Origin of the sequence: Actinoplanes sp. NPDC024001, assembly GCF_040638955.1 — a bacterium.
GTDB lineage: Bacteria > Actinomycetota > Actinomycetes > Mycobacteriales > Micromonosporaceae > Actinoplanes.
Genome location: NZ_JBEZZB010000011.1, coordinates 73,917 through 97,509, shown reverse-complemented (window position 1 = coordinate 97,509; position 23,593 = coordinate 73,917). Strand labels below are relative to the sequence as shown.

The window sequence follows — 23,593 nt, the reverse complement described above, 5'->3', positions numbered from 1 at the left end:
GCCTGGCTCCATACCTACAATCACCATCGCGGACACACCGCGCTCAACGGCCTACCACCCGCCAGCCGCATCCCCAACCTCTCGGGTCAGTACAGCTAGGTGGATGGCGTTCTCTTCTCGCAGGCGGATCATGCCGATCAGGTTGCCCCCGGGCACATTTATGGCCACGGGATGGATGACGGCTCGTCCTCCCCGTTCATGGAGATGGACTGCGAGAGAGAACTCGGCGAACCGCCGTCCTTTCGCCCCGTCACCGCTGCGTTCGACAGCGGCGCACAGGCGCCGGATCTCGTCGTGCTCGCTCAACAGGACATCAACGACATCGGAGAAGGTCATTGTGGCCTCCGGTTCTCGGCGTCCCAGGAACGCGGGACCTGCCGATCGCAAACCCTCAACGTGATTGCGACGCCGGCGACAGCGTGGCCGGCGTATACACAGCGGAGATAGCACATGGCGAAGGTCCTGACTCCGGCCGCAGCCGGACAGTCGCACTGAAGAACAGTCCGTGTGACGTGCGCACCTGGCCGCCGCGGTGGCGAAGAATCGCCGAGGAACGCACGGCGCTCAACTACCTGGTCACCGGGGTCCAGGGTGACGTCTCAATCGTACGCCTGTTCCCGCCGCGCTCTTTACAGGCGGTCACGCCCCCACGGCCTGCCTCCGACGGTACGGACGCAGCGGCTCACCTCGCGATATCGGGGGCCGTGGACTCGTTCAGGGGGCCGAGCAGGCGTATGGTTGCGCTGTTCCGGAATCGACGACATCCCGTCTGAGGTGCGCCACACCGGCTCCCGTTCAGGACGTCATGTCCGCTCTGCTCCCCTCCACCGACCCGGCTGGTGCGCCGGCTGACCTTGGTGGCGCTGCGTCGGGATCTGCACAGCAGCGATCGGCACCGCGCGTATCGCCCAGCTGCGACGGTTCTCCCGACGCCGTTGAGCTGCGAAGAAGCTGAACGGCGAACACACCCTCGGTTGCTGGTCCTAACGTGCGGTGACGAGAGCAACGTCTGGAGGGAACCGCGATGCCGTACGAGCCTGGAGAGTTGTTCGCCGGCCGGTACCGGCTCGACGGCCGGATCGCCTCCGGTGGGATGGGCGACGTGTGGCAGGCCACCGACACCGTGCTGGGCCGCACGGTCGCGGTCAAGACACTGCGCGCCGACCGGGCCGTCGACCCGCGATTCCAGAGCCGGTTCGAGCACGAAGCCCGCGCCATGGCCACCCTGCATCACCCCGGCGTCGCCGACGTCTACGACTTCGGCCAGGAACCCGGCAAGGACGCGTACCTGGTCATGGCCCACGTGAACGGGCAGCCGCTGGACCGGCTCATCGCGGAGCGAGGCCGGCTCACCCTGGCCGACACCATGGCCGTCGTGGCCCAGACCGGCCGCGCACTACAGGCGGTCCACGACGCCGGCATCGTGCACCGCGACGTCAAGCCCGCGAACATGATCATCCGGCCGGACGGAACCGTGGTCCTGGTCGACTTCGGCATCGCCCGCTCCGCGCAGTCCGCCACGCTCACCGGCGCCGGAGAAGTGGTCGGCACCGTCAACTACATCGCGCCGGAGCAGGTGTCCACACGTGCCGTCGGGCCGGCCGCCGACGTGTACGCGCTCGGCGCCGTGGCCTACCACTGCCTGGCCGGACGCCCGCCTTTCCTCGGCGACAACCCGGTCGCGATCGCCATGCAGCATGTCAACGATGACGCCCCACCGCTGCCCGATGACATTGCGCCGCCGGCCCGCGCCCTGATAGCAACCGCGCTCGCCAAGGACCCGGCAGCCCGCTTCCCGTCGGCCGCAGCGATGGCTGCGGCCGCCGACCGCGTCTTGGACGCGGCGCCGGCAGGCGAGGAGACCGTCACGCTCGCGCTTCATCCCTTGCGTACGGGCCACGCCCCCGTGGCCACGGACAGGCCGCGTGACCGCAACAGCCGACGGCTGGTGGTGGCGGCACTGACGTCAACGCTGGTGCTGCTGGGGGCCGGCACCGCCCTGGCCGTCGCCGACCCGTTCGGCTGGTTTCCCGGCACAGCGCGCCCCGCCGCATCGGCACCGGCGACGACGCCGGGCGCCCCGTCCTCGCCGCGTTCCGCTCGCCCGGCTGACGGCACCGGCCAGAACACCGATGACAACACTCGAACGCCGACCAGCCCACCCCGCACCACCAGGCGCACCCCCAGCCCGAAACCGTCCACGACGGCATCGCCGACGACAGCACCCTCAACGACGACATCGACGGCCCCCACCACCACCTCACCGGCTGAGGAAAAGGCCAGCGACCCCCCGCCTGCCGGCGAAGCCTCCGCCGTCGCTTTGCCGCGCAGCCGGTCAGGAAGCCGCTCGGGGTACGCAGCGCAGCGCTGACGACACCTGTGGACGGGTCCGGGCCGAGGATTCTGCTACCTCGGCCCGGACCCTCAGAGCTCGGCGGCTCAGCTCAGGCTGAATCGCTGGTTGGCCTGTCCGTTGCAGTCGTAGAGCTGCACCTGCTGGCCGTTGGCGGTGCCCCACACGTCCAGGCAGCGCCCGGACTGCACCCCGGTGATGGTGCCGTTGGCGTTGACGTTCCACTGCTGGTTGGCCTGCCCGTTACAGGCGTAGATCTGCACGGCCGCGCCGTTGCCGGAGCCGGAGGCGTCCAGGCACCTCGTGCCGTACACGGTCAGCTGCCTGCTCGCGGTGAGCGTCCAGGTCTGGTTGGCCTGGCCGTGGCAGTCGTAGAGCTGCACCCGGGTGCCGTTGGTCTGCGACGAGTTCGGCACGTCGATGCACCGGCCGGACTGGGCGCCGACGATCCGGCCCGATCCCGCCGGCGGCGGGGTCGAGACCGACGGGGACGGCCCGGGCGACGACGGGTTCGGGCTGGCGCTGTTCAGGGCGTTGAGCACCGAGGTGTACGCGGGCTTCTTGTTGCCGCTGCCGTCGAACAGCAGCGGGTTCTCGCTGGCCCGCCAGGAGTCGCTGTCGCGCACGCCCCACACGATGATGCCGACGCAGCGCGGCACGTTGAGGCAGGCCTGGGTCAGCCCCGCGTACTGGGAGGTCGAGGCGTTGGTGACGTCGACCTCGGTCAGGATGACGTCCACACCCAGGGCCGCGAAGCTCGACAGGGTGGTCTGGAAGTTGCCGGGCAGTGAGCTGCCACCGGTGAAGTGGGTCTGCAGGCCCACGCAGTCGATCGGCACACCCCGGGCCTTGAAGTCCCGGATCATGTTGTAGACGCCCTGCGTCTTGCCGTAGGTCCAGTTCTCGATGTTGTAGTCGTTGTAGCAGAGCTTGGTGGACGGGTCGGCGGCCCGTGCGGTGCGGAACGCCACCTCGATCCAGTCGTTGCCGGTGCCCTGCAGGTTGGACTGGCGGCGGCTGCCGTCCTCGTTGAAGGCCTCGTTGACGACGTCCCAGGAGTCCAGCTTGCCGCGATAGTGCGCCATCACCCCGTTGATGTGCTCGATCATGGCCTGGCGCAGGGTGCTGCCGCGCAGGCTCTGCATCCAGCCCGGCTGCTGGGCGTGCCAGGCGAGCGTGTGGCCGCGGACCTTCATGCCGCGCTGGGTCGCCCAGTTGTAGATCTGGTCGCCGGCGCTGAAGTTGAACTGGCCCCGGTTGGGCTGGGTGGCGTCCGGCTTCATCTCGTTCTCGGCCGTCACCATGTTGAACTCGCGCGCGGCGATCGTGGTGTAGGCGGAGTTGCTCAGCCGGCCGGCGGCGATCGCGGTGCCGAAGTAGCGGCCCGACTGCGCGGCCGCGGCACCCAGCGTGCTCGCCGCGGCGTTGGCGTCCGGCATCACCGTCAGGGCGCCGAACGCCCCGACGGCGGCGACGGTGCCGGCAATCAGTGTCCGAACCCACAACGATCGGGATCTCATCTCCACGAGGGCTTCCCTTTCTCGGGCCGCCGGGCGTCACACGCACGGCGGCAGCACCCGGCATGCGGGTAGAAGATTCCGGTGAGTGCACGAGTCGCGCTCGAACGACGGACCTCAATGCGAATTCATGCTGGCACGGTAATGCGGTCGAAACAATAGCTTCCGGAGAATCTTCGTAAGTATCAGTCCACTCTAATGCTTGTCTCGCGGCGGCATCATGCGTTTCACCAGGGGCTTCAGACTGCCGGAGCGCCCTTCTCGCGCATCCAGCCGGACTTGTGCGCACCCCGCGCGAATTTGCACTCCGAAACTTTCAGACCGCCGACTCTCGCCCGTGCCTCCGCATAACGCCTTCTGGAGGCCAATGTGTTTTTCCGCGAATGCACGCCGGCCCGGCGCGCTCGCATTCGTCGAGCACGCCGGGCCGGCACCCCACCGATGTTGGTTCGTGGATCCGTTCGCCGCCTACCGCTGCAGCGTGAGCAGGCCCGGCCGCCACGGCAGCTGGTCGTAGGCGCCGCCGGCGCTGGGGTTCTTGCCCTGGTAGAGCAACTGCAGGTTGCAGGGGTCGACGGTCATGGTCTGGTCCGGGTTGCTGCGCACCAGGTCACCGTGGCTGATGTCGTTGGTCCAGGTGGCGCCGCTGTTGGCCCGGCCGGCGAAGGGGTTGCTCTCGGTGGCCGCCTGCGGCGTCCACGAGCCGCTCAGGCTGCTGGCGGTGAACGAGCGGAAGTAGCGGTGGCCCTGCGCGCCGATCGCCTCGACGATCATCAGGTACTGGTTCTGGCCCTGCAGCTTGTAGACCTGCACCGCCTCGAACAGGTTGTTCCTCGTGTCGCTCATGATCGTCGTGTAGGACGAGCCGAAGCTGCCCGGGAAGTTGCCGATCGGCATGCTGGCCCGGTAGATCTTGCCGTTGTCACCGGCGAAGAACAGGTACATGTTCTGCCCGTCGCCGATCAGGGTCTGGTCGATCGGTCCGGTGCCGGAGTCGGCGATGCTGCCGGTGAACAGCGGCTGCGGGGCGGACCACCCGTTGGGGTTGGTCGGGTCGCTGGACGTGCGGTAGATGAACGGCCACGCACCCCACTGGTAGGCGAGCACCCAGATGTTCTTCGGGGCGAAGTAGAACAGGGTGGGTGCCACGGCGCCCTGGTTCATCGCGTTCTGGCTCGCCGAGGCCATGTCGGACCAGTTGGTGAACGGGGTGAAGTTCATCGAGCCGTAGGTGGATCCGGAGACGTTCGACGCGTAGACCAGGTGCTTGCCGTTGTGCACGACGGTGGTGAAGTCCTTCAGCGACACCCACGGCGAGCGGGGGTTGGCCAGCACGCCGGTGGAGGTCCAGCGGTAGCTCGACGGGAGCGTGCACGAGCCGCCCGGCGTCGAAGGCGAGACCGAGGGTGAGACCGACGGTGAGGTGGACGGAGACGTCGGAGTGGTCGTTCCGGTGCAGGCCACACCGTTGAGGGCGAAGCCGGCCGGGACGGGGTTGCTGCCGGTCCAGGACCCGTTGAACCCGAACGACACGGTGCCGTTGGTGGCGACCGACCCGTTGTAGCTCACGTTCTTCGCGGTCACCGCCGAGCCGTTCTGCGTCACGGTCGCGTTCCACGCCTGCGTCACCGTTTGCCCGGCGCCGTAGGACCAGGTCAGGGTCCAGCCGGTCAACGGGTCACCCAGGTTGGTGATCGACACGTTGGCGCCGAATCCGCCCTGCCACTGGGACGACACCGTGTAACCCACCGAACAACCGGCGGCCGCGGCGTCAGCGGGCAGCGCCACCACGGCGGCCGTCGACGCCAGCAGGGCGGCACCGGCGGATACCAGTCCGGCCCGGGCCGATGTGGATCTGTTCATGATCCTCTCCTGGGGAGACGGGGTTTCACTGGAACACCGCGTCGTCGAGGTGGTAGCCGTCGGTGCCGGCCGTCGTCTCGACGTACCAGGTGGCGCCGGACAGCGCGCCGGTCCAGGACACGGTGGCCGTGCCGGACAGCAGGGTCCAGCCGGTGGAGGTGACGGCGGTCGCGGGCGTCAGCGAGACGTAGCTGGTGGTGCCGTTCGCGGTGAGCGCCAGGGTGGCCTTGGCCGTGGTGCTGCCGGCGCGGGTGCGCACCCAGACGCTGGTGGTGTAGGTGCGGCCGTTCACCAGCGCCGAGCCGACGTCCTGGCCGGCGCCGTTCCACGCCGCGGTGCGGCCGTCGAGCGCGAGCGAGCGCGTGCCGCCGTGCGCCACCGTGGTGTCCGACGACAGGGTGCCGCTGCCGAACACCCGCCATCCCGTGGTGCCGTTCTCGGCGGTGCCGTTGGTGAGCAGGTTCGCGCCGGCCGCACCGGCGAACTGCCACCAGTTGACGTTGAACAGCGAACCGGTGCCACCGGTGAACCGCAGGTACAGGTCCTGGGTGCCGGTGGCGTTGCTGACCGGGCAGGTGACGGTCGTCCAGGTCTGCCAGCCGCCGGTGCCGGGCACCGTACAGGTCCCGGCTAGCGTGCCGGTGGGGCTGCCCAGCCGCAGTTCGATGCGGCCGCCGGCGGTCGCGGAGGCGACCCGCGCGGAGAAGGAGGTGGCGCCGGCGCCGAAGGCGACGCCCTTGACCTTGATGTAGTCGCCGTTGTCGAGGAAGCCGACGTTCAAGCCGCCCTCGCTCGCCGGTTCGGTCTCGACGCCGGAGCTCCAGGCGATCGTCTCGGCTTCCTGCCGGACGTACGGGTTGAGCGTCCCCACCTGCGGCGCCCCGCCCGTGGTCATCGTGATGGTCGGGATGGTGCCGTCGGCGCGGTAGCTGAACCTCTCCACCGCCACCGAGCGGGTGAATCCGCCGCCGCCGGGCAACGCCCCGTTGTGGTAGAAGAAGTACGAATTGCCGTTGAAGTCGATGACTCCGGCATGGTTGGTGAAGCTGCTGCCCTGCGTCGGCATGACGGTGCCGCGATAGGTCCAGGGGCCGGTCGGGCCGGGCGCCGTCGAGTAGCCGATGAACTCCGAGCAGCACTGGGCGGCGAAGACGTTGTAGTAGAGGCCGTTGCGTTTGTAGACCCAGGGCCCTTCTTCGTACAGCGTGGGGCGGGCCGTGTTGCCGGTGCGGGTGCCGAATCCGGTGGTGGTCAGCGGGATCTGGTTCACGCCGCCGGAGTAGCTGGTCATGTCGGCGTTCAGGCGCACGTACCAGAGGTTGGGGTTGCCCCAGTAGAGGTAGGCCTGACCGTCGTCGTCGATGAACGCGTGCGGGTCGATCTCACCGTTCTCGACCAGCGGCCGCCCGAGAGCGTCGGTGAACGGCCCGGTCGGGCTGGTGGCCACGCCGACACCGATCGCCATCCGCCCGGTCGCCCGGTTCTTGACCGGGACGTACCAGTAGAACCTGCCGTTGCGCTGGATCACGTGGCCGGCCCAGGCGTCGGCGCTGGCCCAGCTGAAGGTGGCCAGGCTCATCGGCGAGCCGTGGTCGGTCCAGTTGACCATGTCGGCCGACGAGTACAGCCGCCATTCGCGCATGGTGAAGTAGGTGGAGTTGTCCTCGTCGTGACCGGTGTACAGGTAGACGCGGCCGTTGTGCACCAAAGGTGCCGGGTCGGCGGTGTAGACGGTCTGCACGATCGGGTTGTCCGCCTGCGCGGTCGCCGGGACAGCGACGCTCGCGCACACCAGGGCAAGGACCCACAGAAGCCTTTTGAGCATCAGACCCGGCTCCATCGCTGGTTGGCGGCGGCGGTGCAGGTCCAGAGCAGCACCAGCGTGCCGTTGGCGGTCAGGTTGCGGTCGACGTCCAGGCAGAGCCCGGACTGCACGCCGCGGATCGTGCCGTCGCTGTTGATCGTCCACTGCTGGTTGGCGCCGCCGTTGCAGTCCCAGAGCTGCACCTTCGCCCCGGCGGTCGCGCCGATCGGCGCGTCGAGGCACTTACCGAGCGCCTGGATGCTGCCGCCGGACGTGGTCCAGCGCTGGTTGGTGCCGCCGTTGCAGTCCCAGATGACCGGCTGGGTGCCGTTGGCGGTGCTCCCGTTCGGTACGTCGAGGCAGCGTCCCGAGGCGGCACTGACGATCGTGGTGCTCGTCGGCGGCGTGCTGGTCCCGCCGCTGACCTGGTAGACCGCGGTGCCGTGGGCGGGCACGCTGGCGCTGATGCCGCCGGTCGTGGTCGTCGTCGCGCCGGTCCAGGCGTCCTGCAGGGTGAAGGAGCTACCGGACTTGCCGATCGCCGCGGCGGTGGTCGAGATCGTGGTGGTGGAGCCGCCCGCGTTGAACAGGGCGACCGCCACGTCACCGTTGGCCAGCCGCTTGGCCAGTACCCGGCGCGTCCCGTCGTACGAGACCTGCGTCGCCTGCAGACCGAGAGTGTCCTGGTTGATCGCGATGAGCCGGGGGTTCTTCAGGATGGTCTGGGTTGCCGTGCTCATCGACCGCAGGTCGTTGCCGGCGATCAACGGCGCGGCCATGATCGCCCAGAGGGCGAAGTGACTGCGCTGCTCCGTGTCGGTCATGCCGGTGCGGCCGACCTCCATCATGTCCGGGTCGTTGAACCCGCCCGGCCGGGCATAACCGGCCAGCGGCACGGTGACGTCGACGATGTTCTTCACGCCCATCGGGTAGCCGTTGGTCTGTCCGGTGTCCCAGGCGTTGGTGATGTCCTCGGTGGTGCGCCACATGTTGGCGACGTCGCCCCAGTTGCGCTGCGGGCCGGTCTTCTCGTGGATGCTGTTGGGGTTGATGCTGTAGACGATCGGCCGGCCGGTCGCGGCGAGGGCGTCGCGCATCCTGGCGAACGTGGCGACCTGCTCGTTGATGGTGCCGGTCGGTGAGCACCAGTCGTATTTGAGGAAGTCGACGCCCCAGGCGGCGAACTGCCGGGCGTCCTGCGCCTCGTGGCCCTGGGCGCCGGTCGCGCCGGGGTAGCTGCCGAAGTACTGGGCGCAGGTCCGGTCCAGCGGCGCCTGGTAGATGCCGAACTTCAGCCCCCGGGCGTGCAGGTAGTCACCCAGGGCCTTCATGCCGCTGGGGAACCGGGTCGGGTCGCCCTGCAGGTTGCCGGCGGCGTCGCGGTTCGGGTTCATCCAGCAGTCGTCGACGACGACGTACTGGTAGCCCAGGTCCCGCATGCCGCTGGAGACCATCGCGTCGGCCATCTGCCGGATCAGCGTCTCGTTGATGTTGCAGCCGAAGGTGTTCCAGGAGTTCCAGCCCATCGGCGGGGTGCGGGCCACGCCGTTGTCCAGCGCCTGGGCGGCGGAGCCGGGCAGGACGGCCGCGGTGCCGGCGAGCAGCAGCAGGCTCGCGGCCAGCATGGTCTTCAGTCTTCTCATCATCGCCTCGTCCAGAGTTGGTTGGGTGCGTTGGTGCAGGTCCAGAGGATGACGGCGGTGCCGTTGGCGGTGGCGCGGCCGTTGACGTCCAGGCACAGACCGGATTGCGCGTTGCGGATCGTGCCGCCGGACGTGAACGACCACCGCTGGTTGGCGGCGCCGGTGCAGGCCCACAGCTGCGCCCGGGTGCCCGCCGTGGCCCCGGTGGGCGAGTCGAGGCACTTGCCGACCGATTGCAGGGTCTGGCCGTCGTAGGCCCAGCGCTGGTTCGCGGCGCCGCTGCAGTCCCAGATGATCGGCTGGGTGCCGTTGGTGGTGCTGCCGTTCGGGACGTCCAGGCAGCGCCCGGACGCGGTGCCGACCAGCGCCCCGCCGCCACCGGTGACCGGGTCGCCGATGGTTCCGGGGACGGACCGCAGTGCCGCGTACCAGGCGGCGGCCATCTTGTCGTAGCCGCCGGCGGTCGGGTGGACGCCGTCGATCAGGTCGGCGGTGGTGAGGGCGGCGTGCATGTCGACGAGGTGGACGCGCGGGCCCTTGCTCTGCACGATGCCGGGCAGAGCGGCATTGAAGGTACGGGCGGCCGCCCCCTGCCCCGGGTTGGCCAGCGGGATGATCGTGGCCACGAAGACGTCCGCCGAGGGCACGGTGGCGGTGATGCGATCGATCAGGGCGGAGAGCCGGCCCGGCGCGCCGGCCACGTTGTAGTTCTGCAGGATGTCGTTGGTGCCCAGGTGCAGCAGCACGGTGCGTGGGGTGGTGGCGCGCAGCCAGCCGGTGATGTTGGCGTCGATCTGGTCGATCCGCCAGCCGGGATGCCCCTGGTGGTCGTGATCGCCGAGGGCGGCCGGTCCGTTGAACTGCGAACCGACGAAGTCCACCCGGTATCCGGCGGCCGCCATCCGCTGCCACAAACCGATGCGGTAGCCACCGGGCACCTGGGTGCCTTCGGTGATGGAATCGCCCAGCGGCATGACGCGGGTGCCGCCGTTGGACTCCGCGGCGGCCGCACCGGGCAGGGCGAGGGCACCGGCGACGGCCAATGCGACGGTCATCAACAACCGCCTTCTTCCGGGCATGGCGATGCCTTCCTGCCGCTGGCTGTCTGTTATCGCTCACACCGCGCTGGACGGTGCGACACAGGGAGGGTCGACCGGCATTGGGAGCGCTAACAGCTGATGTGCGGAAGATTGCCAGCTTGTTTCGAGACATTCAAGAGGGCTTTTGTGGTTATCGAACGCTGACTTCCGTCACCCGCGCCGGATAACAAAAAATGGGATGCCGAAAACTTGTTACGCCGACCCCCTACAGGAAGTCGCCCGCGCATTCGTTGAAATTTTCGAAGCGGCTTCGTAACATTCGAAGCACCCCAGCATTGACGCAGATGGATGTGCGCGTCTGATAAGCGGAGGCTTTCATGGCAGAGCGAAGAACAAGAAGACGCGGTGTGCTGGGCACAGCTATCGCCGCCGCGGCGCTGTTGATCGTCACGGGAACGGCGGTGCTGACCAACGGGACCGCCCTGGCCGCCACCGCCGGATGCGGCAAGGCCCCGACGTTGCGCGACGGCACCCACACGATCCAGAGCGGCGGCCGGGCCCGGACCTACATCCTGCGGCTGCCCGGCAACTACACCAGCAGCCAGCCCTACCGGCTCGTCGTCGGCCTGCACTGGCTCAACGGCAGCGCCAACGACGTGGCCGGCAACGGGTTCTACGGCCTGCAGCAGCGGTCCGGCAACAGCGCGATCTTCGTGGCCCCGCAGGGACTCGACGCCGGCTGGGCCAATACCGGCGGCCGCGACGTCACCCTGGTCGACGACATCCTGCGCGTGATCGAGAACGACCTGTGCGTCGACACGTCCCAGCGGTTCGCCCTGGGCTTCAGCTACGGCGGCGCCATGAGTTACGCCCTGGCCTGCGCACGGCCGACGGTCTTCCGGGCGGTCGCCCCGATCGCCGGCGCCAACCTCAGCGGCTGCTCCTCGGCCTCCCAGCCGGTCGCCTATTTCGGCATCCACGGCACCCGGGACAGCGTGCTCAACATCTCGCAGGGCCGGTCGATCCGGGACACCTTCGTGCGGCTCAACGGCTGCACGGCGCAGAACCCGCCGGAACCGGCGCAGGGCAGCGGAACCCACATCACCACCACCTATTCGGGCTGCCGCGCCGGATATCCGGTGCAATGGGCCGCGTTCGACGGGGACCACGTGCCGCTGCCGGTGGACCGCAACGCGTCGTCGTCGTGGGTGTCCGGGGAGGTGTGGCAGTTCTTCAGCCAGTTCGGCGGCACGAGCACGCCGTCGAGCCCGTCCTCGCCGTCGTCCTCGCCGTCATCCTCGTCTTCGCCCGGTGGGGCGGCGTGCCGCGCCAGCAGCACCGTCAACGCCTGGAACAACGGGCTGACCGCCAACATCACGGTCACCAACACGGGCACCGCCAGCATCAACGGCTGGGCCGTCGCCTTCGCCCTGCCGTCGGGGCAGAGCATCACCGGCGGGTGGAACGCCACCTACACGCCCGCCTCCGGGCGGGTCACCGCGAGCAACGTCAGCTACAACGCGAGTCTGGCGCCCGGGGCCTCGGTCAGCTTCGGATTCCAGGCCACGCACACCGGCGACAGCGGGGCGCCGAGTGGGTACACGCTCAACGGCTCCGCCTGCACCAGCGCATGACGAGAGGCTGAAACGGGACGCAGCCAGGGCCCGGCGCGATCATCGGCGCGCCGGGCCCGCATGCTGAGCGTGGTGGCCGACGGCCTGACAGTCACGACTCCCCCGGCGCAGTCCGCGTTTCCGCAACGACCCCTCGATGCCGCCCGGTCGATAGCCTGGAACCGTGGAGAATCCCATCACCGGACCCTGGCCCCGGCTGCGTGTCGCCGACTGGGCCGACACCCGCGACACGCTGCACATGTGGACGCAGATCGTCGGCAAGGTCCGCATGGCGTACGCGCCGGCGGTCAACCACTGGTGGCACGTCACGCTCTATCCCAGCGCGCGCGGTCTCACCACCTCGGCCGTGCCGCACGGCGGTGGCGTGTTCGACCTCGAGTTCGACTTCCTCGACCACCGCCTCCACGTGCGCACCAGCGACGGCGGCTCGCGTGCGGTGACCCTCGAACCCAAGACGGTCGCCACCTTCTACGGCGAAACCCTCGAAGCGCTGGCCGCGCTCGGCGTCGAACCCCGGATCCACGCCGTCCCCAACGAGGTCGAGCGCGCGATTCCCTTCGCCGACGATCACGAGCACACCGCGTACGACGGGCAGGCCGCGCAACTGTTCTGGCGGCAGCTGCTGCAGGCCGAGCGCGTCCTCGGGCGTTTCCGCTCCGCGTTCGTCGGCAAGGCCAGCCCCGTGCACTTCTTCTGGGGCGCGATGGACCTCGCCTACACCCGGTTCTCCGGGCGCGTCGCCCCGCCGCACCCGGGCGGGGCACCCAACTGCCCGCCGTGGGTCATGCGCGAAGGCTATTCGCACGAGCTGGCCAGCTTCGGTTTCTGGCCCGGCGGCGGCGAGGAGGGCGCCTTCTACGCGTACGCCTATCCGGAGCCCCCGGGCTACGCCGAGCGCACGGCCGCCTACTACGACAAGGCGCTGCAGGAGTGCGTGCTGCCCTACGAGACGGTCGCCGACGCGCCGGATCCCGACGCGGTGCTCACCGAGTTCCTCCGCTCCACCTACGAGGCGGCCGCCGACCTGGCGCGCTGGGACCGCCCGGCACTGGAGGCGTGACGCTGCGACCGGCGTCACTCGGGCGCGGGTTTCACTTCCTGGTACGCGAGGACGCTGGCCCGGGCGAGCACGTCCACCTGGGCGGGGTTGTAGATCGAGACCACCGCTTCGGTGATCGTCTGCATGGTGGCGTGCTCGCTCGTGGACAGGTGCGCACTCTGTTCCAGCAGCCACGGATAGTCGGTGAGGTTCTGGGCGATGACCGGTGCGAGCCTCTCGGCGAGGTCCTGCCGGGTGGCCTCGTCCGCGTCCGGCGACAGGGCGTCCAACTCCGCGTTGACCGGGTCGGTGTCGGTCTCCACCATGCGCTTCAGGTCTTTCATGGCGTCGTCGTCGTACAGCCGGGTGTAGACGTGGATGAGCGAGGTGTCGGCCTCGGAGAGGCGGGGCGCGACCGACTCGAAGCCGGCCGGGGCGTCGGCCGGGGCGCCGTCGCGCAGGATGACGGCGATGTCGGCGCGGGCCTTGTTCAGGCGCTCGACCTCCGCCGCGAGCTCGGCGTCGACCTCGCGCAGCACCTCCGGAGGGACCTGCCCCTCCGACATCGCCGCGCCGACGCGCGACAGCGGGACGCCGAGGTCCACCAGCCGCCGGATCCGCAGCAGGCAGACGAGATGCGACACGCCGTACTGCTTGTATCCGTTGTAGCGGCGCTGCGGCTCCTCGAGCAGGCCGAGTCGGTGGTAGTGCCGGATGGTGTTCACCGTGGTGCCGGCGAACTCGGCGAGTTCCCGGGTGCTCCAGGCCACGTCGGCCCCTTCCCGATTTCACCGGCTCGGCGCTTCTCACGGTGTCGATCAATCGTCACCGGCAAGCTAACACAGCTGCCCGTGAGTCATCCGACGGTCAGGAGGGGACCAACGCGTCATATCGGAGGCGTGCGCCAGGGTTCGATCCCGACTTCGTTGAGTTGCTCTTGGTTCTGGCGCTGTTTCGTGAACTCCTCCGCCGAGACCGGGTTGTTGTAGAACGGATAGTTCTCGACCGCCGCATTGTCGTTGATCTTCTTGATCTCACTGAGCTGGAAGATCTTCCCGGTCTTCAGGAAGGTGCGCAGGTCCTCGGTCCCGTAATAGGTCTGGGCCAGGTCGCGCAGGTCCTGAATGCGGTCGGCGGTGAGGTACTTTCCGTCGCTGAGCGCATCGGTGGTGAACAGCGTCCGGACCTCCTTGAGATAGGTGTCCAGTTCGGTGGCGAAATCGAATCCCGGTGCGTCCGCGGCCTCCCCGACCGTGGTGCCGAAGATGAGTCCCACCTCGTTGGAGAAGAGATCCTCGGGTGCGAATGCGCTGGTTCGCCCGGCGGGCCTGGTGTCCTGAGCCTGGTTGAACTCCTCGTGGAAGTAGGCCCGGCGCACCAGCCAGTCCGGATAGTCCTGAGCCAGTGCCGCGACCCGGAAGAAGTGCTCGACGTCCAGCGGCAGGCCCGCGTCGATGTACTTCTGCTGGGTCTTCTCCTTGCCCTTGCGCAGGAAGTGCCCGTAGTAGCTGAATTTCTTGCCGCCGACCTGGCTGACGATCTGGTCCGCGGTGTTCAGCTCCCGAAAGTCGTTGTCGAAGATCCGGATCATCTCGTGGCCGGTCGTCTCGTACCTGACCCCGGCCTTGCTGGCCACGACCCGGCGATGCTTCATCGCCTCCGGCTGCCACGTCCGGACCGCCTGGACGAAGTGCTGGATGCTGGTGGTGCTGCCACCCTTCGCGTACCGGCCGCTCTCATCGACGAGGTTGACCGGGTTGGACTGCACGTAGCAGTAGACGTTCAGGCCGTCCTCGATACCGGCCGGGTCGGGACTGATCCAGCGTCCCAGCCACGGCGCCAGGTACCGGGCCCCGGCGTAGTCGAGCCCGGTCTCCCGGTCGCGTTCCTTCCCGGTGTACCGGTACCGCTTCGCGGCGGCCTTGACCTCCGCGCTGACGTTCTGGAACGTCGTGCTGCCGTACGGCGAGTACTCCTCGTACGAGATGATCCGCGCCGTCTCGTCCAGTTCCAGGCCGACCGAGCCGAGATGGTTGCCGAGTTGATAACGGATCACCTGCTGCGGAGTGCCGTCGTCGACGTCGTTGCGGATCTCCACCAGGGCGATCCGCTGTTTGCCGTCCATCACGTGCACCGTGCGACGGACCAGCCCGGACGCGTTGCGGTACAACTCGACCCCGCCCAGATAGATCCGCTCATCCGTTGCATTGATCTTGCGAATCCGCTGGCCGGCCGCGTCGTAGACGTGCCGGGTCCGCTCGGTGCCGGCACGGGTCGCGCTGAGCCGGTCACGCGAGTCCCACGTCATCTCCGGCACGTGCGCCATCCCGAGCAGGTTGCCGTGGGCGTCGTACCCGAACTGCTCGCTGAGCCCACCGGCCGCCGACCCCATCAGCCGGTTGCCTGAGTCGTCCGCGTACGTGAACGTCCGGGACCAGTTGATCGCACCGGGACACGACTGACGGTGCCGGATGGCCAGCAGATTGCCGGCGGCGTCGTACTCGTAGGTCTCGCAGTACCGCCCCATCGCCTCGCCGTCCGCCGGATGCGGCGAGTCCCAGGTGTACGGCACGCCCACCCCGGCCTGCCCGACGTGCTCTCGCCCGAGCGCCTGCACCAGCCGGTAGAGCGGGTCGTAGGTGTAGTCGGTGGAGGCGTCCACGACCTGGTTGCGGAAGAACACCCGCTTCTGCGCCTCGTCCCGGATTCGCGTCACGTTGCCCACCGGGTCATACGCGTAGTGCACATCCTGCAGCCCGGAGCCGGTCGACAGCCGGAGCAGCCGGAACGTCTCCGGGTCGTACTCATAGGTGGTCGTGACGCCGTTGCGGTAGAGGATCGGCGTCCGCTGGCCCTTCGCGTCGTACTCGATCTCGTCGACCCCGGCAGCCGACGGTGGATCCACCTCCGGGTCCCCCGGCGCGATCCAGACATCCAGCTTCGCCAGGCGCCCGGCCGCGTCGTAGGACGGCCGCGTGACATCGCTGCCCGGGGAGACCGTCTGCACGGGCCGGTTCAGCGCGTCGTACCGGGTCACCGTCTCGTACAGTGCGCCGTCCAGCTCGCGAACCTGACCCGTGACGTTGCCCTTGAAGTCGTACCGATACGTGAGCACGCCGGCGTCGTCGTGCTCGCGGAACATCCGGCCGCGCAGGTCATCGCCGGTCTGCCCCTCGCCGTACTCCACGCGGTGGTAGGACCCGCCGTCCACGAACCGTTCCACCGGCCGCCGCAACTCGTCGTAGGCGGTGCGGAAGGCGTGCCCTCGGCTGTCCCAGACCCGCATGGGGTTGCCGCCGACGTCCGGCAACGTCCACCGCTCACCGGAATCCACGCTCGACTCGTGGACCCGGTGGCCGGCCAGATCGTAGTCGTACTCGACAACCGTCCGACCCAGCGCGTCGATGACCGCACGGGGGTTGCCCTCGACGTCCAGCACCACGGGTGACTCGAAGCGTTCCGCGCCGTTGTCCACCCGGGTCAGCACCGTGCGACCGAACGCGTCGAAGACCACCGTCGTCGGTGTGCCGGCGTGGGTGGCCGCCTTGATCGCCTCGTCCGAGCCGGCCCGCCGCTCGAGCCAGGTCTGCCACTGCGGGCCCTGCTCGGCGAAGTAGCGGTCGACGATCCCGGCCAGGTGCGGATCCGTCCGCGGGTCGCTCGTCACCGTGTCGTTGAGGTCGTAGGTGACCTGCTGCCACGCTTCGAAGACCGTCTTTTCGTACGTGTGGTCCGGGTGCAGCACGGCGACCACCCGATCGACCGGGTCGTAGAACAGTGTTCTCGCCACGCCGATCCGGGCGTCCAGATCGCACCGGTGCGTGGCGGAGAAGAACGGCTCGTACTGCCGGACCGGCCTTCCCTTGTTGTTGAACTCGGTCCACCCGCTGCCGGCCCAGGGCAGGGCAGCGTTGCCGGAGGGCAGCTTCTTCTGGATCTCCCGGCCGAACCCGTCCGAGTACGAGAACGAGTGCTGCACGCCGCCGTCCGCACCGTGCTGCTCCCTGGCCATGACGTGGACTCCGGCCGGCGCGCCGCTGCGCTGATACGCGAACAGGTCGTAGACCATCCTGGTGGTGGCCTCGCCGAGCAGATCGGACGGGCTGGTGAAGTCCTGCGCCACCTCGGACGGGGTCAGGTTGGCGGTGAACCCGGCGAGCTGATCACCCTCGGCCGGGTGCGGCGGCGCCTTGCCCAGCAGCGCGGTGGCCACCACCAAACCCAGCGCGTCGAAGGCCACCGCCGACCGGTTGCCGTTGGCGTCGGTCAACAACCAAGGGCTCAACGTACGGTAGTCCAGCTCGGCGCTGACCCGGTTCCCCAGCGGGTCGACGGTCTCGGCCACCTGCATGTCGTGGGTGTCGTAGGTGACCGCCGTCTCGGCGCCGAACGCGGTCCGGTAGCGGCTCGGCAGGAAGAAGTGCCGCAGGGCCGTACCGATGTCCCCGTAGAGGATCTGCCCCGACGGCGCCCACCAGGCGCCGTCCATCTCGGTGTAGCCACCCTCCGCCAGCACGCCGGCGGTGTCCGTCAGCAGCTCGCCGTAGGTCTGCTCCAGCAGTTCCGGGGTGAACGCCAGCCGGTACGTCTCGAACGGCAGCAGCCGGCTCTCGATCCGGCCCCAGTCGCACGGACCGCTCAGGTCATCCTTGCCGAAGCGCGTCCGCTCCTGCTTGATCAGGCGCGTCGGCGCGGTCTCCACCTCCGCGGCCGACAGCAGCGCCGGTGCCGCGGGAGCCACCAGATCGGTCACCTCGTAGGTCCGCACGTCGAACGGCACCGGCATCCGGTGGTCGTCCGGCGCCGACACCATCGTGCTGTGGTCGGTCTCGGTCAGGGTCGCCAGCACGGGGCTGCCGTATCCGATCGACGCGGCCCGCGTCACCTGACCGAAGTTGTTCACCGCGAGGGTCAGCTCGTGCGTCACCCGCGCCGCGTTCGGATCCCGCTCATGATGCCGGCTGACCGACGCCACCGGGTGGGTCAGGAACACCCCGTCCTGCACGCGGCGGACCGCGAAGGTGTGCTCCGTGACGACATACGGGTGCTCCGCCCGGTCCGACCCGTCGAGCGCGTACACCTCCTGCCGCAGCATCGAGCCGTGCAGCGCCCGCAGTTCCTCCGGGCTCAGCCGGGCCTCGTCCGGCGAGGTGGACAGGCCCAGGTGGAACCAGGTACGCGTCAGGGCCGGCGGAACGTAGGCGGAATCCTGGTCGAGGTCGTACCGCTCGGAGTCGTACTGATCGACCTGGCCGAACCCGCGGAACTCCCGCTCCACCCCGTCGAAATGACCGTCGTGATACTCGTAGTGACTGGTGAAACGGTTCCCGCTGATCCGGTCGACGGTCTCCACCCGCTCCACCACGTGCACCGGGAACGGCAGCCGGGTCTGCCACGGCCGGCCCGCCGCCGCGTCAGCCAGCGAGAACCGGGTCGACGGCGCATAGGACAGCCGCGTCTCCGCACCCAGGCCATTGGCCGACTCGACCAGCAGGTGCGGCTTACCGGCGGCCATCAGTTCGAGGAACCGGGTTCCGTCGCCCGGCAGCGGCGACGACCACACCAGGCACGCGGTGCCGGTGCCCAGCAGGTCCACCACCGAGACGGACGCCTGCGGGAACCCGGGGACCGTCACCGGGTCGCTCCACCGATTGCCACACTGGTTGAAATAGAGGTGGGTGCCGTCACGCCCGGCGTACACGATGTCGGCCGGGCCGCTGCCGTCCAGATCGGCGAGCTGGATCCGCTGCTGCGCGAACTGCTCGGGGTGGTCGAAGAGCGGCGGGTTCGCCATCACCACCCGCGCTCCGAACCGGCCGTGGCCCAGGCTGGGCCAGTAGCTGATCTCACCATTCGCGATCTGCACGAGATCGGCCAGGCCATCGCCGGACATGTCGGCCAGGTAGACCGACTCGGTGCTGTCGGCGAAGACCAGGCGCGGCGCGCCGACGGCGCGCTGCTGCGGGCCGAAACCCTCCTCGCCGAGCGACGGATGCCAGGTGAACCCGTCGTCGGCGGCGGTCAGCACATCGGCGCGCCCGTCGCCGGTCAGGTCGGCGAACCGCAGGTTCCGGTCGTCCCAGCGAAGATTGGGCAGCGAGCCGAACCCGCGGTGCGGCGCCCAGCCGCCGTCAGTGGTCCGCTCGGTGAAACCGGACGCCGCACCGCCCAGTTCCACCACGTCCAGCGTGCCGTCACCGGCCAGGTCGAGCAGCCGCCACCGCTCGCTCAGCCCGGCCGGACGCTGTGCCACCAGCTCCAGGGCACCGAACTGGCCCGACCCGTGGTTGCGCTTGTACCACCAGGCGCCGCCCTGCTCGGTGAGGACGCCGTTGACCCCCTCGCCGTCCAGGTCGGCCCACTGGTAGCCGGCGCCCAGACCGGCCGGCAGGTTCGCGGTGTCGACGGCCCGCACCTGCCGGCTGATCACCGGCACGCTGTAGCGGAAGGTGACAGCGGGCAGCGACTGCCGCAGGTAGCGGTCACCCTCGGCACGCTCGAACCCCTGCTGCGTCACCGACATCAGGAACGACCCGAACCGCGTGCTCCCGGCGTGCGTCAGCTCCTGCTCGGCCGTGACACCGGTGGGGCCGAGGTCCTGATAGCCGAACTCCAGCGCCCGCACCAGGCACGGCGCGTCGCCCAGCTCCGGGATGCGGTGGAACATCAGCACCCGATGGCACCGGCGCGACGTGCGTACCTCGAATCCGGCCCGGAACGTCGAGAACGGATCCGGTCGATCGGCCCACGCTGCCACGGCCACCGGCGAGGCGCGTACGAAATGGTGCTCAGCCGGATCTGCCGGCAGCTCCGTGTAGTGCCCTTCGCCGTAGTCGAAGACCATCTCGAACAGCCAGGTCCCGGCCTGGTCGGCCGGCGGTTCCGGATGCAGCCGGGACACCACGTTGCCGTAGCGGATCGCCTTGAGATACCGCTGCGTGCCGTCGGCCTGGTACTCGTACTCGACGGCGTTGCCCTTGTCGTCGTAGCTCTCGCAGATCAGCCAGCTGAAGATGCGGTACCCGTCGGCCACCCGGGAGTTGCCGTCCCGGCCGTACACCGTGGTGACGTTGTCCCGGCTGATCGTCCGCCAGAACACGTCGTCAGCGCGCGTCCACCGCTCGATCCGGGCGAACAGCCCTTCCACCCGCGGCCGGTAACGCACGATGCGGTAGCCGTCGCGCTCGTCCACGTCCGGGACCGGTCTGCCCTGGCCGTCCAGCTCCACCTCGCCGGCGGGGGTCAGCCGGACCGCCGGAACCAGATCCTGCGCACCGGAGAGGACGAAGACGTCGGACTCGTCGTAGAGCGGAACACCCTGATCGATCTTGCGGGTGACCGCCGGCGTCCCGAGGCTCCAGCCCAGGCCGAACGGCCCGTTGCCGAACCCGGAGTCGTAGCCGAGCGTCACTTCCGGCTGGAATCCCGACCGCCCCGGGCTCACCGGCAACGGCACACCGAAACTGCCTGTCCCGGTCACCGCGTTGGCGGTGAACTTCTCGCCGATCCCGCGGATCGCCCCACCGCCCTTGGGCAGCGAGACGACCGGCGGATCGAATTGCCGCGCAGGCGTGTCGTCCATCGTGGCCTCCCGGGCGCCCGAGCGGACTCTACGTCCGGCCGGACCTCGGCCACAGGCAGCCGCCAGCCGTTTCCGAGTCGGATCAGCGACTGCTCCCCGCAGGAGCGTGCGATCATCGCTGCGACCGGCGCGGGTATCGACGCTGGGCGAGCAGTCCCTAGAGGAGCTGCAGAAAGATCATGAGCGTTCCCGGGGATTGATCAACTACTTGATGCGTGACCGGCACGGGACGCCGTTCGAGCACAACTCCCTGACGTTCTTCGTCAGCGCGCCGATCTTCGTGTTCCGCGAGTTCCAGCGACACCGTGTCGGTTTCTCCTACAACGAGGAGAGTGGCCGTTACCGGGAGCTGCAGCCGGTCTTCTACGTTCCCGGCCCGGATGTCAGTTCCGGCATCACGGGACGCTCGATCGCCGACGCCGGGGCACCGCTTCGGGCACCGCGCTGCGGCGCCCGAAGCTCACCTTGCCCTACCTGCGCAGCATCAGCGCAACGGCCGAGACCAGGCCCGCGATGCCCGCGGCAGTGATCAACCACAGCCCGGCGCCGACCGAGACGCTGACCGCCGCGGACAGCGACGCCGCGATACCGAACGGGTCGTCGCCCTCGGGGACCAGCGACTTCTTCATCTCGTCGATCTTCGCGTACAGGTCGACGATCTTCCAGACGGCGAGCGCGCTCAGGCCGAGGCCTGTCACCGCGGCGATGATCGGTGCGGCGACCGGGAGGCCCTGTCCGCGCAGAACCAGGCCCGCGTACACGGCGAGCACCGCGCCGAGCCCGACCGTGATCCAGCCGTCGGTGCCGTCGACACCGGCGACGGTCTGCTGGCCGATGATCGGCGCGGACATCTTCGCCCACGGCAGGAACGAGCCGATGATCGCCGCGATGCCGGCGCCCAGCGCCACCCAGCCGAAGACCGGCCTACTGGCGGGAGCCGCCGGCAAGGGCGGATAGCCGGCGGCGGCGGGCTGGCCGTCGTAAGCGGCGGGTTGGGCGGCGGACGGGCCCGGCCCAGGTGTGAACGGCTGCTCGGTCACGGATCAGTGTCTCCACGGACAGGGAAACGGACTGGTCGCGGCCGGTTCCCCGTCCGAACACCCGACCACACCATCACTCAATCTGATCTTGGCTCCGGACGCCTTCGGCGCATCGGCCCGGAAACCGCACCGAGTAACCGCCGGCCGGCAACACCCGGTCACCGGCGCACGCCGACCCGGCAGACCAAGATCAACCAATCGGCTCGGGTTCAGCGCTGCAGGCGGAGCGCCAGGGCGTCCAGCACGGGCGACTCAGGAAGGTGACGCGCGGTCCCGGTCTTGATCCAGCCCCAGCGCTCGTACATCTGACGTGCCGGCGCCGCGGGCATCGCGGTGAGAATCGCAAACTGCTCGGTCCGGTCCGCCAGAAGCCGATCGAGCAGCCGGTGCCCGATCCCCATGCCGCGCCATCGCCGGCGGACGATCAACTCGATGACGGCGAACTTCGAGGCGGCACGCAGGTCCGCCGGCGGCTCGGTGGCGTCACCCGACCACCACACCCCCTCGGCGAGAGGGAGGCCGAAGGAGAATCCGGCGACCTGCCGGTCGACCAACGCCGCATAGAAGGCGAACCCATTCCGTACGGCTTGCCGACGGGTACGGTCGACGAACGCCGCCTCCGACCACAGCTCACCACTGTCGTAGGGCGGCTCGGCATAGACCTCAGCGTAGATGCGAGCGAGTTCCTCGAGCCGCGACGCAACCATCGCGCCCGGCCATTGCTCGATCGTGAATGACACCGCACTCCTCACCGGCTCTGCAGCTGTCACGACGTTCGCATCAGGTCGGTCAACTCGCGCGCTGCAACGCTGCCACGCTCCTGGTGCGGAATCACTTCCAGCACATGGTCCACGATGGCCAGGACGAATTCCTTTCGCTTGGCCGGGTCGAGGCTCGCGACCGCGTCGCTGGCGTGGCGCAGCCCTTCACGCACGTCGCGCCGTGCTGCACCGATCGCCTCTGGCCATTGCGTGCCGTCACTCAGGCCTCGCGTCGACTGCCCAGAGGAGGCCTGTACCGCGGCGGGGGCACCGCTCCGCGATCAGTGTCCTGAAGCGATGAACGTCGGTGTAGCCGAAGCGCTCCGCCATCCTTCGGTAGGTGACGTAGTCCACGCCGCGTGCTTCCAAGTCCGCCTCCCAAGGCGGAACGGCGGTGACCAGGTCGTCCGGCACACGAGGTACGCGTTCGAGCTGGATTGCTTTGGCGCGTTCGGAGTCGAGTTCCGTGCGTCCGAGGATTCGCACGGCAGACTCTTCTGCCTCGGCCAGCGATTCGGTGCCGGCCAGGCTGTTGATCAACGGGTTGACGGCGCAGAGAGCCGGCATGTCCAGTTCGAGCACGGTTGCGCTGTGCTCGGTGAGGCGCACGGGTAGGCCGGCATCGCGGATCTCCACCGTTCCGCGGGTGCCGAGTGTCGCTGCCGCGAGAAGGGCTGTGGCCTCGGAAGGGTGCCACCGCAGGATGGGAAGGTACGGCTGCCACATCTGCGGGCGAAGCTTGTGCGCTGTGGCGGCACGGGCACGCTGGAGCACGAGCTCTTCAGAGAGTTCCCCGTCGAGCCCGGGCCCAGCGATCCAGACCATTGCAGACAGGCCCAGACAGCTGGCCGCGGTCAAGGCGTCGGCAAAAGGGCTGCGGAGTCCGGTGTCTCCGGGCTGGCCGAGCAGGTCACCGCCGACGTCGACCAGTCGAATGTCTTGGGCACCGAGTTCGACGGCGGCCGCTTCAAGGTCGTGACGCATGCCGCGTGCACCCCGCGTGGGGTCGAGCAAGACGATGGGCAGCGGTTGCTCGGCGGCCAGGCGAGGCAGTGTCGAGCCTGCTGGAGCTACAGGCTTGCTGCGGGAGGTGACTTGCCGCCAGCCAGCACGGTTCTCGAGCTCGGTGAAGTCGGTGGCTGCCCTGGGGCCAGGCAGCGGGTCGACTATCAGCCGGTCCCAGGCCATGGTGGCGATTCCTACGGGGACTTCCGGCGCCAAGCCGGCCAAGGCGGCCGCGGCAATGGCGTCGCCGCCACCTCCGGCGGCGACCAGTAGCGTTCCCACCGCTTCAGGGTATCGATGGCATAATGGCCG

The 23,593-nt window shown here is 69.1% G+C and carries 16 protein-coding genes; 5 read left to right on the top strand and 11 right to left on the bottom strand.

The window, feature by feature from the left end:
* Window positions 1-99 precede the first annotated feature (99 nt).
* Together AB0F81_RS06880 and AB0F81_RS06875 are read left to right on the top strand one after the other, a co-directional pair.
* Complete coding sequence (locus AB0F81_RS06880) at window positions 100-447, top strand: hypothetical protein (protein WP_360192176.1); 348 nt, start codon at window positions 100-102, stop codon at window positions 445-447.
* Window positions 448-1,024: 577 nt separating this feature from the next.
* The gene (locus tag AB0F81_RS06875) at window positions 1,025-2,371 is read left to right on the top strand and encodes a protein kinase (RefSeq protein ID WP_360192174.1); all 1,347 of its coding nucleotides are present in this window, start codon (window positions 1,025-1,027) and stop codon (window positions 2,369-2,371) included.
* 68 nt (window positions 2,372-2,439) lie between these two features.
* Here the strand turns inward: AB0F81_RS06875 and AB0F81_RS06870 are convergent, their stop codons facing one another.
* The 5 genes from AB0F81_RS06870 to AB0F81_RS06850 all read right to left on the bottom strand — a co-directional run bounded on the left by AB0F81_RS06870 (window position 2,440) and on the right by AB0F81_RS06850 (window position 10,235).
* The gene (locus AB0F81_RS06870; protein ID WP_360192171.1) at window positions 2,440-3,858 is read right to left on the bottom strand and encodes an endo-1,4-beta-xylanase; all 1,419 of its coding nucleotides are present in this window, start codon (window positions 3,856-3,858) and stop codon (window positions 2,440-2,442) included.
* A gap of 480 nt (window positions 3,859-4,338) precedes the next feature.
* On the bottom strand, window positions 4,339-5,733 hold the full coding sequence (locus AB0F81_RS06865; protein WP_360192168.1) for a non-reducing end alpha-L-arabinofuranosidase family hydrolase: 1,395 nt from the start codon (window positions 5,731-5,733) through the stop codon (window positions 4,339-4,341).
* A gap of 25 nt (window positions 5,734-5,758) precedes the next feature.
* Complete coding sequence (locus AB0F81_RS06860; RefSeq protein ID WP_360192166.1) at window positions 5,759-7,558, bottom strand: family 43 glycosylhydrolase; 1,800 nt, start codon at window positions 7,556-7,558, stop codon at window positions 5,759-5,761.
* Window positions 7,558-9,162 carry a ricin-type beta-trefoil lectin domain protein gene (locus AB0F81_RS06855; RefSeq protein WP_360192179.1) on the bottom strand — a complete coding sequence of 535 codons (1,605 nt, stop codon included), beginning with the start codon at window positions 9,160-9,162 and terminating at the stop codon, window positions 7,558-7,560. The genes AB0F81_RS06860 and AB0F81_RS06855 overlap by 1 nt, the downstream gene beginning before the upstream one ends.
* A 17-nt stretch (window positions 9,163-9,179) precedes the next feature.
* The gene (locus AB0F81_RS06850) at window positions 9,180-10,235 is read right to left on the bottom strand and encodes an RICIN domain-containing protein (RefSeq protein ID WP_360192163.1); all 1,056 of its coding nucleotides are present in this window, start codon (window positions 10,233-10,235) and stop codon (window positions 9,180-9,182) included.
* Between the two features lie 362 nt (window positions 10,236-10,597).
* Here AB0F81_RS06850 and AB0F81_RS06845 point away from each other — a divergent pair, with 362 nt between their 5' ends.
* Both AB0F81_RS06845 and AB0F81_RS06840 read left to right on the top strand, forming a co-directional pair.
* Window positions 10,598-11,854, top strand: a complete 1,257-nt coding sequence (locus AB0F81_RS06845; RefSeq protein ID WP_360192160.1) for a cellulose binding domain-containing protein — start codon at window positions 10,598-10,600, stop codon at window positions 11,852-11,854.
* A gap of 163 nt (window positions 11,855-12,017) precedes the next feature.
* Entirely contained in the window at window positions 12,018-12,914 is an 897-nt protein-coding gene (locus tag AB0F81_RS06840; protein ID WP_360192157.1) for a DUF5996 family protein, read from the top strand.
* A 14-nt stretch (window positions 12,915-12,928) separates the two neighbouring features.
* Here AB0F81_RS06840 and AB0F81_RS06835 read toward each other — a convergent pair whose 3' ends face one another.
* Together AB0F81_RS06835 and AB0F81_RS06830 are read right to left on the bottom strand one after the other, a co-directional pair.
* Window positions 12,929-13,663, bottom strand: a complete 735-nt coding sequence (locus AB0F81_RS06835) for a MerR family transcriptional regulator (protein ID WP_360192155.1) — start codon at window positions 13,661-13,663, stop codon at window positions 12,929-12,931.
* Window positions 13,664-13,779: 116 nt separating this feature from the next.
* The gene (locus tag AB0F81_RS06830) at window positions 13,780-20,475 is read right to left on the bottom strand and encodes a SpvB/TcaC N-terminal domain-containing protein (protein ID WP_360192152.1); all 6,696 of its coding nucleotides are present in this window, start codon (window positions 20,473-20,475) and stop codon (window positions 13,780-13,782) included.
* Here AB0F81_RS06830 and AB0F81_RS06825 point away from each other — a divergent pair.
* Window positions 20,384-21,004: an FAD-dependent thymidylate synthase gene (locus AB0F81_RS06825; protein WP_360192149.1), complete on the top strand. Its 621-nt coding sequence runs from the start codon at window positions 20,384-20,386 to the stop codon at window positions 21,002-21,004. The genes AB0F81_RS06830 and AB0F81_RS06825 overlap by 92 nt on opposite strands.
* Here AB0F81_RS06825 and AB0F81_RS06820 read toward each other — a convergent pair.
* The 4 genes from AB0F81_RS06820 to AB0F81_RS06805 all read right to left on the bottom strand — a co-directional run bounded on the left by AB0F81_RS06820 (window position 20,946) and on the right by AB0F81_RS06805 (window position 23,563).
* Window positions 20,946-21,515 (bottom strand): hypothetical protein, encoded by a 570-nt coding sequence (locus tag AB0F81_RS06820; protein ID WP_360192147.1) that lies wholly within the window; start codon window positions 21,513-21,515, stop codon window positions 20,946-20,948. The genes AB0F81_RS06825 and AB0F81_RS06820 overlap by 59 nt on opposite strands.
* A gap of 209 nt (window positions 21,516-21,724) precedes the next feature.
* A complete protein-coding gene (locus AB0F81_RS06815) occupies window positions 21,725-22,255 on the bottom strand; it encodes a GNAT family N-acetyltransferase (protein ID WP_360192144.1) in 531 nt (176 codons plus the stop codon).
* A 26-nt stretch (window positions 22,256-22,281) separates the two neighbouring features.
* The gene (locus AB0F81_RS06810; RefSeq protein WP_360192141.1) at window positions 22,282-22,449 is read right to left on the bottom strand and encodes a hypothetical protein; all 168 of its coding nucleotides are present in this window, start codon (window positions 22,447-22,449) and stop codon (window positions 22,282-22,284) included.
* 43 nt (window positions 22,450-22,492) lie between these two features.
* Window positions 22,493-23,563, bottom strand: a complete 1,071-nt coding sequence (locus AB0F81_RS06805; RefSeq protein WP_360192139.1) for a DUF1152 domain-containing protein — start codon at window positions 23,561-23,563, stop codon at window positions 22,493-22,495.
* Window positions 23,564-23,593 lie beyond the last annotated feature (30 nt).